Annotated in this window: 19 protein-coding genes; 18 read left to right on the top strand and 1 reads right to left on the bottom strand. The window is 38.9% G+C overall.

Annotated features, from left to right (window positions below):
* The first annotated feature begins 199 nt into the window (after positions 1-199).
* A complete protein-coding gene (locus tag EP1_RS08920; protein ID WP_067626592.1) occupies positions 200-1,018 on the top strand; it encodes a ZIP family metal transporter in 819 nt (272 codons plus the stop codon).
* 131 nt (positions 1,019-1,149) lie between these two features.
* Here EP1_RS08920 and EP1_RS08915 read toward each other — a convergent pair whose 3' ends face one another.
* Positions 1,150-1,341, bottom strand: coding sequence for a hypothetical protein (locus EP1_RS08915; RefSeq protein WP_067626590.1), 192 nt, complete (start codon positions 1,339-1,341; stop codon positions 1,150-1,152).
* Positions 1,342-1,505: 164 nt separating this feature from the next.
* Between EP1_RS08915 and EP1_RS08910 the strand changes: the two genes are divergently transcribed.
* The 17 genes from EP1_RS08910 to EP1_RS08830 all read left to right on the top strand — a co-directional run bounded on the left by EP1_RS08910 (position 1,506) and on the right by EP1_RS08830 (position 17,624).
* Positions 1,506-2,078 (top strand): TMEM175 family protein, encoded by a 573-nt coding sequence (locus EP1_RS08910; protein WP_067626588.1) that lies wholly within the window; start codon positions 1,506-1,508, stop codon positions 2,076-2,078.
* A 113-nt stretch (positions 2,079-2,191) separates the two neighbouring features.
* On the top strand, positions 2,192-2,869 hold the full coding sequence (locus tag EP1_RS08905; RefSeq protein ID WP_067626586.1) for an HAD family hydrolase: 678 nt from the start codon (positions 2,192-2,194) through the stop codon (positions 2,867-2,869).
* A complete protein-coding gene (locus EP1_RS08900; protein WP_067626584.1) occupies positions 2,862-3,269 on the top strand; it encodes a DUF4809 family protein in 408 nt (135 codons plus the stop codon). Before EP1_RS08905 ends, EP1_RS08900 begins: the two co-directional genes overlap by 8 nt.
* Before the next feature lie 376 nt (positions 3,270-3,645).
* Complete coding sequence (locus tag EP1_RS08895) at positions 3,646-5,721, top strand: BglG family transcription antiterminator (RefSeq protein WP_083507529.1); 2,076 nt, start codon at positions 3,646-3,648, stop codon at positions 5,719-5,721.
* Entirely contained in the window at positions 5,721-6,194 is a 474-nt protein-coding gene (locus EP1_RS08890) for a PTS sugar transporter subunit IIA (protein WP_067626581.1), read from the top strand. The genes EP1_RS08895 and EP1_RS08890 overlap by 1 nt, the downstream gene beginning before the upstream one ends.
* 16 nt (positions 6,195-6,210) lie before the next feature.
* Complete coding sequence (locus tag EP1_RS08885; RefSeq protein ID WP_067626580.1) at positions 6,211-6,501, top strand: PTS sugar transporter subunit IIB; 291 nt, start codon at positions 6,211-6,213, stop codon at positions 6,499-6,501.
* A 134-nt stretch (positions 6,502-6,635) separates the two neighbouring features.
* The gene (locus EP1_RS08880) at positions 6,636-7,904 is read left to right on the top strand and encodes a PTS galactitol transporter subunit IIC (protein WP_067626578.1); all 1,269 of its coding nucleotides are present in this window, start codon (positions 6,636-6,638) and stop codon (positions 7,902-7,904) included.
* Positions 7,905-7,978: 74 nt separating this feature from the next.
* Entirely contained in the window at positions 7,979-9,037 is a 1,059-nt protein-coding gene (locus tag EP1_RS08875; protein ID WP_067626577.1) for a zinc-binding dehydrogenase, read from the top strand.
* Between the two features lie 314 nt (positions 9,038-9,351).
* Positions 9,352-10,152, top strand: a complete 801-nt coding sequence (locus EP1_RS08870; RefSeq protein WP_067626575.1) for an SDR family oxidoreductase — start codon at positions 9,352-9,354, stop codon at positions 10,150-10,152.
* Positions 10,153-10,173: 21 nt separating this feature from the next.
* Positions 10,174-12,024, top strand: coding sequence for a BglG family transcription antiterminator (locus tag EP1_RS08865; RefSeq protein ID WP_067626573.1), 1,851 nt, complete (start codon positions 10,174-10,176; stop codon positions 12,022-12,024).
* Positions 12,021-12,500, top strand: coding sequence for a transcriptional regulator GutM (locus EP1_RS08860; protein ID WP_067626572.1), 480 nt, complete (start codon positions 12,021-12,023; stop codon positions 12,498-12,500). The genes EP1_RS08865 and EP1_RS08860 overlap by 4 nt, the downstream gene beginning before the upstream one ends.
* A gap of 2 nt (positions 12,501-12,502) precedes the next feature.
* Positions 12,503-13,054 (top strand): PTS glucitol/sorbitol transporter subunit IIC, encoded by a 552-nt coding sequence (gene srlA, locus EP1_RS08855; protein WP_067626570.1) that lies wholly within the window; start codon positions 12,503-12,505, stop codon positions 13,052-13,054.
* 51 nt (positions 13,055-13,105) lie between these two features.
* A complete protein-coding gene (gene srlE, locus EP1_RS08850; protein ID WP_067626568.1) occupies positions 13,106-14,098 on the top strand; it encodes a PTS glucitol/sorbitol transporter subunit IIB in 993 nt (330 codons plus the stop codon).
* A 21-nt stretch (positions 14,099-14,119) separates the two neighbouring features.
* Positions 14,120-14,473: a PTS glucitol/sorbitol transporter subunit IIA gene (locus EP1_RS08845; protein ID WP_067626567.1), complete on the top strand. Its 354-nt coding sequence runs from the start codon at positions 14,120-14,122 to the stop codon at positions 14,471-14,473.
* A 101-nt stretch (positions 14,474-14,574) separates the two neighbouring features.
* The gene (gene mtnK, locus EP1_RS08840; protein ID WP_067626565.1) at positions 14,575-15,795 is read left to right on the top strand and encodes an S-methyl-5-thioribose kinase; all 1,221 of its coding nucleotides are present in this window, start codon (positions 14,575-14,577) and stop codon (positions 15,793-15,795) included.
* 65 nt (positions 15,796-15,860) lie between these two features.
* The gene (locus tag EP1_RS08835; protein WP_067626563.1) at positions 15,861-16,916 is read left to right on the top strand and encodes a s-methyl-5-thioribose-1-phosphate isomerase; all 1,056 of its coding nucleotides are present in this window, start codon (positions 15,861-15,863) and stop codon (positions 16,914-16,916) included.
* 66 nt (positions 16,917-16,982) lie between these two features.
* A complete protein-coding gene (locus tag EP1_RS08830; RefSeq protein WP_067626561.1) occupies positions 16,983-17,624 on the top strand; it encodes an L-fuculose-phosphate aldolase in 642 nt (213 codons plus the stop codon).
* Positions 17,625-17,649: the final 25 nt, after the last annotated feature.

Below are 17,649 nucleotides of genomic sequence, written 5' to 3'. Positions count from 1 at the left end.
TTGTAAGTTCCTACTTAAAAAGTATAGCGCGTTCCAAAAAAACCAGCAAAGAAAGTGTCTTCAAAGAAGTATACAGGTATACCTAAAATATGATAGTATTATTACAAACAAACGGTTTCAGGATACCAAAGAAAATTACAGATAATATTTAGCTGGCTCAAGCTTGTTTCAGCAGATTATTTGGTAAGGGGAGGTTTTTATGGCTACATGGTTATTAAGCTTAGCAGCTTGGCAGCAGGCATTGATGGGAACTTTATTTACTTGGGGAATGACAGCGTTAGGTGCTGCCTTGGTTTTTTTCTTTAAAAAGATCAATCGGAATGTCTTAAATTTAATGTTAGGTTTTGCTTCAGGTGTAATGATTGCAGCCAGCTTTTGGTCTTTGTTAGATCCAGCAATCGCTGCTGCAGAGGAGAACGGTTCAATCCCTTGGTTGGTGGTAAGTATTGGCTTTGGTCTCGGGGGGTTATTTCTGTATATCGCAGATAAAACGATTCCCCATATGCACTTCGGGCCGAATAAAGAAAGAGAAGGTTTTCCCAGTCATTTAAAACGGACGATTTTGTTAGTTTTTTCAATTACATTGCACAATATTCCAGAAGGACTAGCCGTCGGTGTCGCTTTTGGTGCCGCAAATGAAGCAGCAAATCCAACCGCTGCCGTTCTAGCGGCGATCTCCGTCTCATTAGGGATCGGTATCCAAAACTTCCCAGAAGGTGCCGCAGTATCGATTCCTTTGCGTCAGGAAGGTCTGAGCCGGACGAAGTCATTCCTTTACGGACAAGCTTCAGGTCTGGTAGAACCGATCGCCGCAGTGATAGGAGCTATTCTGGTGACTAGTGTCCAGCCTCTATTGCCTTATGCACTGTCTTTTGCCGCAGGTGCAATGATTTATGTTGTAGTTGAGGAATTAATCCCTGAAGCGCAAGCAACAACTGATAGCAAGCATCATTATGGTGTTTTTGGTGCAATGGCGGGCTTTATGATCATGATGATTTTAGATATTTCTCTGGGGTAAAGAGACTAAGGCATTCCAATTTTTCCTGGTCAAATATGATTAAAACCACAGTAAGATGATCGAGAGTTGGAAGAGTTAAATAAAAGCGGGATGACAACAAGTGTGTCATCCCGCTTTCTTTTTATTAAGAGTTAATACGACCGGCGCCGTTTCGTCAACCAGTTAACTAAGAAGTAAGCAATCGCCAGTGGAATCGCGATTCTAAAGAATAAGCCGATCAGACTGGAAACAACCGGTATGATAATACTTAAAAGCAAACTAGCTACTAAGAAAAAGCCGACGACAGCTAAAATTCGAACAACCATTGGATAATCTTTCATCATTTTAAATTCCTTCTTTCCGTTTGTTTTAACTTAACCCTAGTTTATCAAACTCTTTGTTTGCTTACGTCCAACTTAAGACGTATTTGTTGGTAAATTTTATCTTTTTTTGGTTTAATGGTAGTCAGATAACCCTGATTTTTAGTAAGTAACGATTGGAGTAAACAATGCCAAAATCACGAATTGAAGCCTTTACCGACGCAGTTATCGCGATCATCATGACCTTGCTAGTATTAGAATTACATGAGCCAACATCGCCTAACTGGTCGGCATTTATAAATATGGAACATAAATTTATCATTTATTTGATTAGTTTTGTAAGTCTAGCAATCTATTGGAATAATCATCACCATCTTTTTCAGTTGGTGCGAAAGGTTGACGGCTGGGTCTTATGGGTAAATAATTTTTTAATTTTGATGATGACTCTATTTCCCTATGTGACTGCATGGGTCGGTGATTATCCGTTTGATTGGCCACCGCAAGCCTTGTATGGCGCAGTAATCTTAGGGACTAATTTTGCTTATTACCTATTAGTCCAAGCTTTGGTGCGGGCCAATGGAAAAGATTCTAAGATTGGTCAATTGTTTGGACACTATCCTAAATTATACATTTCAGTTGGTGGTGCAGCTGTTGCACTACTTTTAGGGAAATTAATCACTCCGATTGCTGTATTGATCGTAAATGTCTTGATTTTATTGATGTGGTTCATCCCAGAAAAAGTCGTAGAAAAAAACCTTTAAACGTACAGCTTGTGCTGTACGTTTTTGTCGAAATTTAGACATAATCAAGCGGGACTATATTCAACAAATTATCTGTGGTAAAGTTTAAACAAATGTTATTAGGGAGGATCAGAATGTTAGAAGCAATTATTTTTGATATGGACGGTGTATTAGTTGATTCAGAATATACTTATTTTCAAAGTAAATCTCAAATTTTAAGAGAGGCTGGACACATTGTGGAGGAGAGCTATCACTTTCAATTTATGGGAACTACCAGTGAATATATGTGGCAGCAGATGAAGCAAGAATTCGCATTACCGCTGACTGTTCCAGAATATGTGGCAAAAATGACAGCATTACGGCAAGAAATGATCCGGCGTGATGGAATCAAAGTAATCCCCCATGTCCAAGCCTTTGTTAAGCGTTTGCATGGAGCGGGCTTGAAATTAGCCGTGGCCTCCTCCTCCTCATTAGCTGAAATCAAAGAAAATTTATTAGCCCTTGGTCTATCAGACTATTTCTCAGAGGTTGTTAGTACGGAAGAAGTGAAGCATTCAAAACCAGCACCAGATGTCTATCTAGCAGCTGCTGAACGGATCGGTGTTGATCCGAAAAACTGTCTTGGGATCGAGGATACCAAAAATGGCACCGGAGCTGTTCGAAATGCTGGGATGGTCTGTGTTGGTTTTGCTAATCCAGCTTTTCCGAAGCAAGATCTGTCATTTGCAGATGTGGTAGTTTCCTCTTTTGCTGATTTAGATGCCACTTCGTTAACAAAAATCTATCAAGAAAAGAGGGAACAACATGCCTAGAGCAGCAATCAGTAGCCAAGCTTTTTTAGTTGAGGGCGGTTGTAATGCCTGTGGTCTCAAAAATACGGAGACCTTCACGATTCATTTCGAAGATCAGCGCTCAGAAGTATTAGAGGCATTTGATCTGCCTTCGCTGGTCCAAACGATCGCACAAAAAAATGGCTGGCGTGAAGCAGTGATTCCCGTCGGTATTGGCGATGAGGAAATTATTTTGAAAAATGAGACAGCACAGGTCAAGCCAATCTATCTAGGTGATCAAATTGTGTATCAAACAGATGACCAACGGTTACAAGTCAATAAAACTTTTGAAATAAACGAAGAGTTGTTTAAGCAAGTAAATGAAGTCTTAGTTCAGCTGTTTAAAATCGAACCCTATGAAATCAAGCTTGCGATTGATTGACGAATCGTAACTGCAAATGAGAGGTACTTTTTTAGTTGGAAAATAAGAAAGAGGATATGACAAGACTTTTGTCGCATCCTCTTTGATTCAAAAATTGTAAAGTCTAGTTTGCATAAAGAACAGACAAAGAATGAGACTCTTGGTAAAATAAGGTGAAATAAAGAGTCCCAAGTTGCATAATTTGTAGTCAAAAAAAAGAATAGAACGATGTTTTTCGATTGTTAGTTAGCCTTTTTTAAGAGTTAACTAATTTTTTTTAGCAAAAGAATAGTTTATAAGCCCCAAGTTGCATAAAAAACACTGAATTATTGGGAAGCAAATGAGATAGAAATGTAAGCGGTTTTAAGTTAAATTAAGGGTGTAAAGAGGGATGACAATGAATTTAGAAGAAAGAACAAACCAAATTTTTGTTGAGTTAGTCAACAACCCCCAAATTACTAGTAAAGCTTTGTGTGAGAAATTTGATTTAACGCGTGGTCAATTGAATTACGCTTTGAAGAAAATCAATGATTCTTTATTAGATGAAAAACTGAGTGAGATCAAACGAACAAAAAATGGTCACTTTCTCATTGCAAATGAGATTCTTTCAAACTTTAAGGGTGGTGATGAGCCGCTAGGAGAAACTAACGAAAGTTATGTTTTTTCTGGTAAAGAACGATCAGCCGTAATTGAACTGATGTTGTTAAGTAAAGAAGATTATCTTTCATTGAATCATTTCATTGATGAATTAAAAGTTAGTCGGAATACCGTATTGCGTGACCTGAAAGAGGTCGACCAAGAGCTGCAACACAACGAATTAAGTCTAAAGTACACGCGGCAAAAAGGCTACTTTATTCATGGTGATGAGTGGAACAAACGTAATTTGCTATCGGATTTACTGAATCAGCTAGCTGGGATGTATAACGGAATTCAATTGATCAGTCAGTATGCCAATATTGATTCTAAAGAAATTGAAGTCTTTCGTAAACGGGTAGAACTAGTGGAAGAGGAATTAGAAGTTCAATTTACCGATGAACGTCTTAGAACATTACCATTACTAATTATTTTAATGATTCGACGAGCGCAAAAAGGCAAGCTGATCTCTTACAGCTTCAAAATCAATTATCGTGAATTGTCCGATACAAAAGAATATTTGGCAGCCGATCGCGTGATCTGGGATGTGGATGGTTTAACTGAAAATGAACGAGTCTATTTAACGCTGCTACTTTTAACGACCAATCTTTCACGAGGCGACATACTCTCGGTGAAAGAGCTAAATAAAATGAAAGAAGCCTTGGAAAAAGTAATCGCTAACTTTGAACGGATCGCCGGTGTTGGACTAGAGGATAAGGATAAATTACTTGATCGACTGTTGGTCCATATGCGTCCGGCCTATTATCGGATTAAGTATCACTTGAACTTACAGACTCGTTTTTATCAAGAAAATAAGGATGCCAATTTATTTTCACTGTTTTATCTAGTCAAAGAGTCCAGTGGTCCATTAGAGGATTATTTCGAGCAAGCGTTGCCAGATGCAGAATTATTTTTCATCTCTTTATTTATTGGCAGTCATATTGTTGAAAGTACAGAAATCGTTCATCCAGAAAATCGGAAGCGGGCAATCATTGTTTGCCCTAACGGAATTTCTATCGCAGCTTTGCTGGAAAATACATTACGCAACTTGCTACCGGAAATTGATTTTGTTGCGACTATGTCCGCCCGAGAGTTTTATCGCACGGAATATGATGTCGATCTGGTGTTTTCTGCAGTGCCGCTAAAAACAGAGAAGAAGCTGTTTGTGGTCGATAACTTTTTGTCCGAAAAAGAAAAACGACAATTACGCGAGCGGGTCTTACGTTCAACGGCGTTGATCCAGACCGAGGCAGTTACACCGGAGAAAATTTTAGCGGTCGTGAAAAAACATGCGGAAGTCGTTGATGAGGCTGGTCTCTATGATGAATTGTTAGGGTTATTCGCTCCAAAAGACTCTAAAATCTTAGAAAAGAAACGACCACATTTGATTGATTTGCTAAAAGGGGAAACGATTCAAATTTTTGAAAAAGCAATTGATTGGTCAGAGGTTTTAACTGCTTTGGCTCAACCGTTGGAGCGACAACAAATCATTACAACGGATTATATAAAAGCACTGAAAAAAGAAATGCCGGAACTACCGGCCTATGTTGTCTTACGTCACAAACTCGCATTACCCCATACGGTAGCAGAAGCAGGCGCAATTGGCGTCGGGATTAGTTTAGGGATTGTTAAGAAAGGGATCGTCACTGAAGATGGTCGGAAGATCCATACGGTTATCTTATTGGGATCGAATGATAAGGAAGAACATTTAGATTTAATTTTTGAAATGATGAGTTTGGCTGGCTCGGAGCAACTAGCCAAAATAGAACAAGCGCAAACGAAGGAAGAAATTCGGGAGGCGTTAATTGAATTCAACGATGAGTATTGGAGGGCAAACTAATGACAGAAACGACACTAAGTTCCTATGTAAAAGAACCTTTGGTTTTCGCACAAGAAAATTTTAAAAGCCAAGACGAACTGTTTGAACAGGTTGCGCAAAAAGCGTTAGATCTTGGCTGGGTCAGAGAAGATTTCTTAGAGCGAATTAAGAAAAGAGAAGCAACTTTTCCAACAGGGATTCAATTGATGAATCTTGGGGCGGCAATTCCTCACACAGATGCAGAATGTGTCTTGGAAGAATTCGTAGCGGTCGTCACTTTACAAGAACCAACTGTTTTTTACAGCATGGAAGACAATACGCAACAAGTTAAAGCACAAATCGTCTTCGTATTAGGCTTGAACCAGCCCCATGCACAATTAGAAATGCTGCAGTCTCTAATGGGGCTGTTACAGAATGAATCTGTTTTAGCAGAATTATTATTAGCAACAAACGAAAATGAATTAGTCAGCGTCATTAAAAAAAATCAATTATAAGAGGAGCGTCATTAAAATGAAAAAAATTCGCGTATTAGTAGCATGTGGAGCAGGAATCGCAACATCAACGGTGGTTATGAAAAAAGTCGAGGAATTATTCGCTAAAAACAATTTGCCGGTAGAAATTACTCAAATCAAAATCGCCGAAGCGGCAGCTAAACAAGATAGCGCCGATATGTTGATCTCTACAACGATGCTACCAACAGAATATAGCATTCCTGCGATTAAAGCGATGGCCTTTTTGACAGGGATCGGAACAGAAAAAGTTGAAAATGAAATTATTGAGGCTGCTAAAGGGATCCAATAATTTTTAAAAGATAGCGTGTTCCGTTGAAATCGTAGGGTGTTGACCTTATGGATATTAGCGGAGCCGTTATCTGATGAGAAGCGATTTATTTTGTGAAAATAAATAAATTATAACGAATCAGGAGGAAAGAATGTATGGATGGTTTAATGAATGCAGTACAAAGTATTTTAGGTGCTGGTCCAAGTGTTATGCTGCCAATTATTATCTTCATTGTAGGACTCATTTTTAGAGTACCAGTGAAAAAAGCAATTATTTCTGGAATTACTGTTGGTATTGGGATGATCGGGATTAACTTGGTCATTACCGTTTTAACAACAAACGTTGGTCCGGCAGCACAAGCAATGGTGGAGCGGTTCGGTTTGAACCTGACAATCATTGATGCAGGCTGGCCAGCAGTCTCAGCCGGGACATGGGCGCAACCAATCGCGGCTGTGATGATTCCAGTGATTTTAATCGTGAACTTAATCATGTTGGCATTGAATCGGACCAAGACACTTAATATCGATATCTGGAACTACTGGCATGTTAGTTCTGTAGCAGCAACTGGTTATATTGTAACAAAAAGTTTTTTCTTTGGCATCCTATGTGGGATTTTGTTTACGATTATTATTCAAATTATCGCCGACAAGACGGCACCGAAAGTTCAAGAATATTATGGCTTAGAAGGGATTAGTATCACAACTGGTTCAGCACAAGGTTATGCGGTGCTAGCTTTGCCAGTTGGCTGGTTAGTGGATAAAATTCCTGGGATTAATAAATTAGACGTGAAACCAGAAACAATCCAAAAACGTTTTGGTATTTTCGGAGAACCAATGATTATGGGAATTATCATCGGGATGTTCCTAGGATTGTTAGGTGGTTACGATATTATTGGCATTTTGCAAATTGGGATGAATATGGGTGCTGTGATGTTCTTAATGCCACGGATGGTAAAAATCTTGATGGAAGGTTTAATTCCAATCCAAGAGGGCGCGCAAAAAGTACTGCAAAGCCGTTATGGCGACCGCGAAATCTATCTAGGAATGGATGCAGCCTTAGCCACTGGTTCACCAGCTGCACTATCGACTGGTCTATTGATGGTACCGATTACTTTATTCTTAGCTGTGATTTTACCAGGGAACCGTGTATTACCATTCGGTGACTTAGCAACAATTCCATTCTTTGCTGCTTTAGTTGTTCCAAGCCGTAAAGGAAATATTTTACACTCAGTGATTTCTTTAACCGTTGTGATGGCCTTGGCATTATTAATGGCAACAAACTTTGCACCAGTCATTACGGAAATGGCGGAAGGAATTGTGAAATTCCCAGACGGAGCAGCTCAAATAACCAACTTAGATACTGGTGGGAACTTCTTGAAATGGATCTTCTTAAAATTCTCAGAATTAGTTGCTTCAGTAATGTAGTTTTTCAAATTTGATGATATCAACAAAATAGTGAATAAAATAAGTGCTATTTTCCTAAAAGGAGAGCGAAAGTAATGAGCAAAATGATGAAAGGTGTTTCTAAACAGGCACCTGGCTATGACCAAATGGAATTTATTGATTTACCTGTACCTGAAGCAATAGACGATAAAGTATTAATCAAAGTTGCTTATACTGGAATTTGTGGATCAGATATTCATACCTTCAAGGGAGAATATAAAAATCCCACGACACCGGTGGTTTTAGGGCACGAGTTTTCTGGTCAAGTCGTAGCGGTAGGTGATCAAGTGACGAAAGTCAAAATTGGTGACCGAGTTACAAGTGAGACAACGTTTTATGTTTGCGGTGAATGTGATTATTGTAAAGAAAAACAATACAATCTATGTCCGTATCGTAAAGGCATAGGGACCCAGCAAAATGGCTCAATGGCCAATTACGTATTAGCCCGGGAAGAAAGTATTCATATCTTACCCGATCACTTAAGTTACGAAGGGGCAGCGATGAGTGAACCACTAGCTTGTTGTGTCCATGCGATGTATCAAAAGAGTCGTTTAGAATTAAAAGATACGATCATTATCATGGGACCTGGACCGATCGGGTTGTTCTTGTTACAGATTGCTAAAGAAATTGGAGCCTTCGTTATTATGACTGGAATTACCAAAGATGGTCACCGGTTAGAATTAGCGAAAAAACTAGGCGCGGATATCATTGTTGATACAATGAAGGAAGATTTGGCAGCGATTGTCAATGAAGTGACGGATGGCTATGGTGTCGATAAAGTTTATGATGCATCGGGCGCTGTTCCTGCGGTAAACGCTAGCCTGCCATTGATTCGTAAAAAGGGCCAGTTTGTTCAAGTCGGTTTGTTCGCGAATAAAATGGTCGATCTAGATACTGAATCAATCATTCAGCGTGAAATCGAATATATCGGCAGTCGGTCACAAAATCCGTATGACTGGCCAATCGCAATTCATTTATTAGCGAAAGGTGCAATCAATATCGATCAAATGATCACGAAAAAATATCCTTTGACTGAATGGCGGGAAGCTTTTGATAAAGTGATGGAAGGCAATGAGATTAAAGTAATGATCGAATCCAATCCAGGGGAATTTTAATAATAAGTTGAAAAAACTGTACCAGAATTTTTGGTACAGTTTTTTTTTGCGTTATATGAGTTCTGAATTGATAAAATTTTATTATTAAAAAAATGAATATAAATCTTGTTGTTTTTTTTACATGGAGATAATCGATTTGATGGTTGGTAGAAAGGTAATGAAATTAAGATAAGATAGAAGAAAAACAGGTAAGTTCTGCTCACTTTTCACAAATTAGTACACTTTTTTATTGTGATTCAAAAAAAAGAGCGTATTAATCATTTGTAGAAAGCGCTTTATACTCTGGGTGTACTTAATTGAGGAGGGAATAATAAATGTCAGATTGGTTAGCTATTGCAGGTAAAAAGGTGATTGTTACTGGAGGATCTTCTGGAATCGGTGCAAGTATTATCGCTGAATTGTTAGAACAAGGCGTAGTAGTGGCAAATTTTGACCTTCAAGCAGGTAAGCAGATTCATAAAAATCTTCATTTTTATCAAACTGATATCTCTGATCGTCAACAAGTTGAAACTAATGTTGCGCAAGTTGTTGAAGAATTGGGGCAAGTTGATGGATTGGTTAACAATGCAGGAATCAATGTTCCGCGCTTATTAGTTGATGAAGAAAATGCTCACGGACAGTTTGAATTATCTGATGGGATTTTTGATAAGATCATTGCAATCAATCAAAAGGGTGTTTTTTTAATGACACAAGCGGTAGTTCGGGATATGTTAAAACGTCACGAGGGTGTAATCATTAATATGTCGTCAGAAAGTGGATTGGAAGGTTCGGAAGGACAGAGTCCATATGCAGCTACGAAAGCCGCGGTGAATAGTTACACTCGTTCATGGGCAAAAGAGCTAGGTAAAAAAGGAATTCGTGTAGTTGGCATTGCACCCGGAATTATGGAAGAAACAGGTCTACGGACAGTGGACTATGAGACAGCTTTGGCTTATACACGAGGAATCAGCGTAGAGGAATTACGGAAAAATTACAGCAAAACAACTACGATTCCATTAGGTCGCAGTGGGAAACTGAATGAAGTTGCTGATTTAGTGTGCTATTATCTTTCTAACCGGTCTAGTTATATTACAGGCGTTACAACGAATGTTGCTGGAGGAAAAACACGGGGATAAACAAGAAGGTGGGGTAATAAGATGGCCTTAATCAAGCGTTGGTATCAACTATTGCAGCATTTTATTACGCAAGATCGCTTGAGTTTAGAGGAGTTGCAGAAAATAACTGATACAAGTGTTCAAACCACCAAAAAGGCGATTCAATTGTTGAATGACCAGTTAGAAAATATTGCAATTATTGAAGAAAAAACTAATATCTATACTTTGAAGGTCCTTGATTCTCAGCAGTTTTCAGAAGTTATGAACGGTAGTTTAAAACAACAAACAGATTTCAATTCAAGTACCAAACGGATGGCCGTTTTGATTGATTGTTTTATGAAGCAGGTAGATTATATTGTAATTGATGATTTGTCAGAACGCTTAGGTGTCAGTCGTTCGACAGTTAACAAAGATTTACGAAATTTGAAGAAAATTATGCGTAACTATCAAGTTTCATTAATTGGTACACCTAATAAAGGGTTGCTGTTGGAAGGGACGGAAGCACAATTACGGTTGCTATATCTGCATCATGCTTATGACTACTTAGAACAACCAAAATTAAACGAAGAATTGTTAAAACAAATCGATCAAATCGCATTAGCTAAAAAATTGGATTTTCGGACATTAGGTTTGTTGAAAAAAACGATTAATGTGACGATTCAACGAATTCGCAGCGGTAGCTCACTGTCTCAAAGAGTTCCATATTATATAAATTATTTTGAAGGTGATCCGTTACTTGAAGAGTTGTTTCTTTATTTAGCAACTGAATATCATTTGACAGTCAGTCAATTTGATTTTGATTTTATCTGCTTTCCGCTAAATATTTTCAATAATAATCTGATACCGGAAACACGAGCAAATAATACTGAAGTACAGGAATTATTTCAATTCATGATGGCACAGATCCATCAGTCAGTCATTATTAATATTGACCAATCAGCATTATTTTTAAATCTGCGAGCTCATTTCATGTTTTTGGTAAATCGGTTAATTTTTCAAATAGAGACTTATGATGTCTTTCGAGAAGAATTCAAGCAAAAGCATGCTTTTTCCCACGAGCTTGCTGAATTAGGGATTGAAGCATTGGCTCATTTTCTAAAAAAGCCAATGCAGCCTTCGGAAATTTCTTATTTAGCGATCTATTTTGAATTGGCCCTGAAAACCGATGAGCAAGAAAAGATGAAAGAAATTGCGGTTGTTTGTAATACGGGAAAAGGGACTGCCTTAATGATCAAGCGGCAGCTAGAGACTGTCTTAGGTCCGAATATTCAAATTTCCCATTATTCTGAAGAGGAATATGAAACACAGGATTTGGATCGTTACTTCGTGGTTTTCACGACGATTCCATTGAAACATATAAAGGCGACGACCGCAGTAATCAAGTTGACCGATTTGTTTAATGAGAATTGGTTATTAAGTGAGTGGAAACGAATCGTAGCTAAAAAGGCAGCTATGTTTGATCATATTCAAATGACTTTCAAACAATTAGATCAAGAATTACCTTACGAGGAAAACTTGACAATAATGCTTGATGAACTACAGGCTCATGAAATGATTGGCGAAGTATTTAAGCAGTATGTTTTAGAAAAAGCGCAAGAAGAATCTGCAGTTATTGATAATGGGATTGCGTTTCCTCATGGAATAAATTCTCAAAGTACCGATATTTTAGTTACGGTTGGCAGTTATAAAACAACTTCTTTAGAAGAGATTGAATTAGTCTTTTTAGTAGCTATTCCAGAAAATTTAACCCTTGCGATGGAAAAAGAGTTGTTGAATTTTTATGATACGATTTTTGTTATTTCAGCAAATCCGAAATTGCGGGAACAAGTCAAGCAGATCAGTACGAAAGCAGCTTATTGTCAGTTGTTAACGGAAGGAGAAGAAAGCAGATGAATGTCATTGTTCTAGGTGGAATCGCGATTGGCGCCTATATTCTTCAAATAATTTTAGGAATGAAGCAGATCAAAAATTTTAATGCTGTTTATATTCGAATGAAACGTAAAGGAAAAGTCGCGATTGGTCGTCGGCCAGGAAAAATTGCTTCAGGAACAATTTTATTACTAGGTGTTTCACCAGATGGGATTATTGAAGAAGCAGAGATGATGCAAGGAATTTCGGTGATTGCTCGTTTTAAAGCACGACCGCAATTTATTGGTCTGGATATTCACCAATTGCTGGAAGCTCCAATGTTGGCTAAAGAAAATAAATTGACACGGCAAGCAGCGGCAAACGCTCAGAAGGTTTATTTAGCAGTTGAAAAAGGCAACTACCAAGAAACCAAACCAGTTTCACCACTGATGGGGATTGGAACACAGTTGTCCTTGATGAAACATTCGCTTCAAACAAAATTTACTAAAGGACGTGTATAAAAATGGATTACATTACAAAGTTTGCAGAAGGATTCATGAGTCTTTTCCAAACAGGGGCAGAAACCTTTATTAGTTGGATGACGGGAATTGTACCAGTTGTTTTGATGCTGATGGTTGCCATGAATACATTGATTGCCTTTTTAGGAGAAGAGCGGGTAACAAAAGTCGCTAAAGCTTCTTCTAAAAACCCTGTGACACGCTACTTGATTTTGCCATTTATTTCAGCTTTTATGTTAGGAAATCCTATGTCGTTCACGATGGCACGCTTTTTACCAGAATATTACAAACCAAGTTATTATGCTTCTCAAGCACAATTTTGTCATACTAGTAACGGGGTATTTCCCCATATCAATCCGGGTGAGTTATTTGTTTGGATGGGGATTGCTCAAGGGATTACCAAACTGGGGCTAAACTCAATGGAATTAGCCGTTCGCTATATGCTTGTTGGGATTATAATGAATTTCATTGGTGGTTGGGTAACCGATTTTACTACTGCTTTTGTCTGTAAACAACAAGGAATTGAATTAAGTAAAGAAGTAAAATTAGTCGATTAGTCAATTGTTGTTCAAAGGGAGACGAGAAAAAATTTCATAGGAGGAGCAAAAATGGCTTTTAATAGTATTAAAGTAGTAAAAGGTAATGGTGGTTTTGGTGGACCATTAGTCATCACCCCAACTGAAGAAAAACATAAATTTATCTACGTTACTGGTGGCGGTGAGAAACCCGCGATTGTTGATAAAATTGCTGAATTAACCGGTATGGAGTCGGTAAATGGCTTTAAGACATCTATTCCTGATGATGAAATCGCTTTAGCGATTATTGACTGTGGTGGGACCTTACGTTGTGGAATCTACCCGAAGAAAAATATTCCGACAATCAATATTGTTCCTACGGGAAAAAGTGGTCCTTTGGCGCAATACATCAATGAGACAATCTATGTATCAGCTGTTGGATTAGATCAAATCACAAGGACGGAAGAAAATGCTGATGTTCAGCCAACAGAAGTGCCAGCAGAGAAAAAATACAAATATTCAACCGACAAAAAAATTACAGAACAAAAAGCTGAACAACAAAGTTTTATCGCAAAAATTGGTATGGGGGCCGGTAAAGTAGTCGCAACATTCAATCAATCCGCACGTGAAGGTGTACAGACCATGATTAACACGGTCATTCCTTTTATGGCCTTTGTATCTTTGCTAATCGGGATTATTCAAGGTTCAGGGATTGGGACTGTTTTTGCTAACTTGATGAAACCATTAGCTGGGAATATTTTTGGTTTAATCATTATCGGTTTTATCTGTTCGCTACCGTTTTTATCACCATTATTAGGGCCGGGAGCAGTAATTAGTCAAATTTTAGGAACTTTGATTGGCGTAGAAATCGGAAAAGGCAACATTCCGCCACAATTAGCTTTACCAGCATTATTTGCGATAAATACTCAAAATGCTTGTGACTTCATTCCGGTTGGTTTAGGATTGGAAGAGGCAGAAGCAGAGACAGTTGAAGTCGGAGTACCATCCGTCTTGTACTCACGCTTCTTAAACGGTGTTCCTCGGGTAGTAGTCGCTTGGTTAGCAAGTTTTGGATTGTATAGTTAAAAACGTTTGGAGAGATGAAAGATGATTTTTGAGACGCAAGTAACCAATATAGGACCTGAAGCAGAAATGTTCCAAGAAGAAAAAATGTTGATCTTTTTTGGCAATGATGCCCCAGCGACATTAGCTGACTACTGTTACAACATTCAGTTGGCAGCATCAACGGGTGAAATCACCAAGGGAATGACATTTACTTTCGATGATCAAGCTTACAAGATTACGGCGGTAGGGGATGTCGTAAAGAAAAATCTTGATGATTTAGGTCATATTACGCTCCGGTTTGATGGGTCAGCGACAGCTGAGCTTCCAGGAACATTATATGTAGAAGCTAAGGCGATGCCGACAATCACAGTTGGGACAAAAATCGCTATCAATTAAGGATTACTCACCTAGGTGTTGCATTTAACTGGTTTAAATGTAAACTTCTAGGTGAGTGTTTTTTTGTTGGATTACATGAAAGAAATGAAATGAGGGGTCACATGGAGCTTACACCGAAAGAACTGGCGCGGTATCAAGAACATTTTTTGTTGGATACGGAAGCAATCAAAAAGTACGTCGTGGATGAGCTACAAGCTTTTCCTAGTGATGCGCCATTAGAAGTCTCAGAAATTGGTGATGGCAATATTAATTATGTTTTTCGGGTAGTGAATCGAGCAACGCAAGCAAGCTTGATTATCAAGCAGGCAGACGTCTTGCTACGTTCTTCTGGCCGGCCTTTAGCGATTGATCGCAATCGGATTGAAGCGGAAATTTTACGGTTACAGAATGATTTGGCACCGCAGTTTGTACCGGAAGTTTATTATTATGATTCAAAGATGTATGCTTTGGCGATGGAAGATATCTCGGATTATCAAAATATGCGCTATGAACTGATCAATAGGCATATTTTCCCAAAATTCAGCGAAGAGATGGCAGAATATCTGGCTCGAACTTTGCTGTTGACTAGTGATTTGGTTTTGGATCGAGAGGTCAAAAAGCAGCGGGTCAAAGACTTTATCAATCCTGAAATGTGCGATATCAGTGAGGATCTAGTATTTACTGAACCTTATAATGATTACAAGCAGCGGAATATCGTTACTCTGGGAAATGAGGACTTTGTTAGGAAAAACCTCTACGAAAATGAACCGTTGCAGGTGGAAGTGGCGTTATTACGGAATAACTTTATGAACAATGCCCAATCGTTAGTTCATGGAGATTTACATACGGGGTCGATTTTTATTAATCAAACAGGGTTGAAAGTGATTGATCCTGAATTTGCTTTTTATGGGCCGGCTGGCTACGATATCGGCAATGTTTTGGCCCATTTGTATTTTCCGTTAGTAAAAAATTTATTTGACCCCACGGTGGATCAAACTTTCCATCGTTGGATCAAGCAAACAATTGCTGCCGTCTACGACCGGGTTCAGGCTAGACTAGAGGTCTATTATGATCAGGCGGTGACTTTTCCGCTGTATCGTCATCAGGCGTTTAAAGAGACAATGTTACAAAATATCATGACAGATGCGGTGGGTTATGCGGGTACAGAGATTATTCGCCGAGTTGTGGGAGATTCGAAGGTCAAGGAGTTGTCATTGATTTCTACTGAGGAAAAAGTTGCAGCGGAACGAGTATTGTTGAAAACGGGAATTCAGTTGATTATCAAACGACAGAGCATTACTAGCGGGGCTCAATTAATAGCAGGAATCGATGAATTAGTCTAGGATTGTTTTTTGCGCTAGTTGAGCTGAACATAAAAAATATTAAAATGAAGGAGCTGGTGAATAAGTTGGAAAGACAAGATTACACCATGCCTACGCTATTACAATACGAAAATGTCGCGTGGTATGAAAAGGGCAAAGTCCGTATTCTAGATCGCCGAATTTATCCGACACGCGTGGAGTTTGTTGAGTGTGAGACTCATCAAGCGGTCGCCCAAGCAATCACGGACATGGTGACACAAAGCGCCGGGCCCTATACCGCAGCAGGCATGGGGATGGCTTTAGCGGCGAAGGAATGTCATGCTTTAACACCAACGGAACAGATAGCTTATTTAAAACAGGCTTCCTATACAATTGCGAATGCTCGTCCAACGACGGCCAACCGGATGACATTAATCACTGAAAAATGTGTAGATGTCGCTCAAAAAGCTTTAGAAACAGGTGAAGATCCCACTGAAGCTATTAAACAAAACACGATTGATTCCTTGAATCGCCGGTATTACACGATGGCTCAAGTAGCCAAATATTTGATTGCTAAAATTCCGGATAACGGGACGGTTTTGACGCAATGCTTTGGGGAAACGATCATCGGTATGCTGCTACGAGAAGCGTTGGAACAGCAAAAAAAGTTACGGTTCTTTTGTGCCGAAACCCGGCCTTACTTACAAGGAGCCCGTTTGACTGCCAGCTGTTGTACCGAAATGGGGTTTGATACGACGGTTATTTCGGACAATATGATTGCTTATCTGATGGAGCATGAAACAATCGATCTCTTTACTTCAGCTGCTGATACGATCGCCCAAGATGGCTATATCGCCAATAAAGTTGGAACCTATCAAATCGCCATTTTAGCGCAACGTTTTGGGATTCCTTATTTTGTAACGGGAATTCCGGATACGGATAAGACGAGTCATGAAAAGATTAAGATTGAAATGCGCGATCCGGAACAAGTCATGGAGCTAAATGGTATCAAGCATACTTTAAAAGGGGTCAAAGCGCTTTATCCTTCCTTTGATATTACCCCACCGGAATTGATCGGCGCGATTGTGACCGACCGAGGGATTTTTTCACCTTATGATCTGAAACGTTATATAACGGAACAGCCGGAAAATAACTTTTATTGATTGGATGATATGTCAAACCTATTTTCAGCAGAAAATAGAATCATTAATATGAATTAGGAGCAGAAGATGAAACATCAAATAGAACGTGAATTGATTGTTGAATACGGCAAGAAATTGATTACTGAAAGATTAACGACTGGGACCGGCGGGAATATCAGTATTTATCTACCCGATGAAGAGGCGATGTTAATTAGCCCCAGCGGAATCCCATATTTTGAAACGCAGCCGGAAGATATTGTTTTAATGGATCTTAAAGGCAATATTTTGCAAGGTGAGCGAAAGCCATCAAGCGAATATGATCTACACAGTATTTTTTATGCGAAGCGCTCAGATGTCAAAGCGGTGGTTCATACCCATTCGGAATATGCGACGACTTTTGCTTGTCTACAGCAAGAAATTGAACCGTTGCATTATATTATTGGTTCCGTGGGTGAAAAGGTTCGTTGCTGCAAATATAAAACTTTTGGGACCCGTGAGTTGGCAGAGGAAGCTTTCAGTTTTATTCATGAGGATAATGGTATTTTATTAGGCAATCACGGAGTGTTGACGATTGGCTCAGACTTAGCCAGTGCTTTTAGCGTTGCGAAAGATATTGAGTTCTTAGCAAAGTTGGATTATCGTGCGCGCTGTATCGGAACGCCAGCCTTATTGAATAAAGAACAAATGACCGAAGTTTTAGCCAAATTTGAGACTTATGGACAACAATAAAAAAAGACCTTCATTTTGTTTTTTA

It is taken from the genome of Enterococcus pseudoavium NBRC 100491 (genome assembly GCF_001544295.1).
In the GTDB taxonomy this organism is placed as follows: Bacteria; Bacillota; Bacilli; order Lactobacillales; family Enterococcaceae; genus Enterococcus_A; species Enterococcus_A pseudoavium.
Note: the sequence above shows the minus strand (reverse complement) of the source record. Positions and strands in the feature narration are given on the sequence as shown.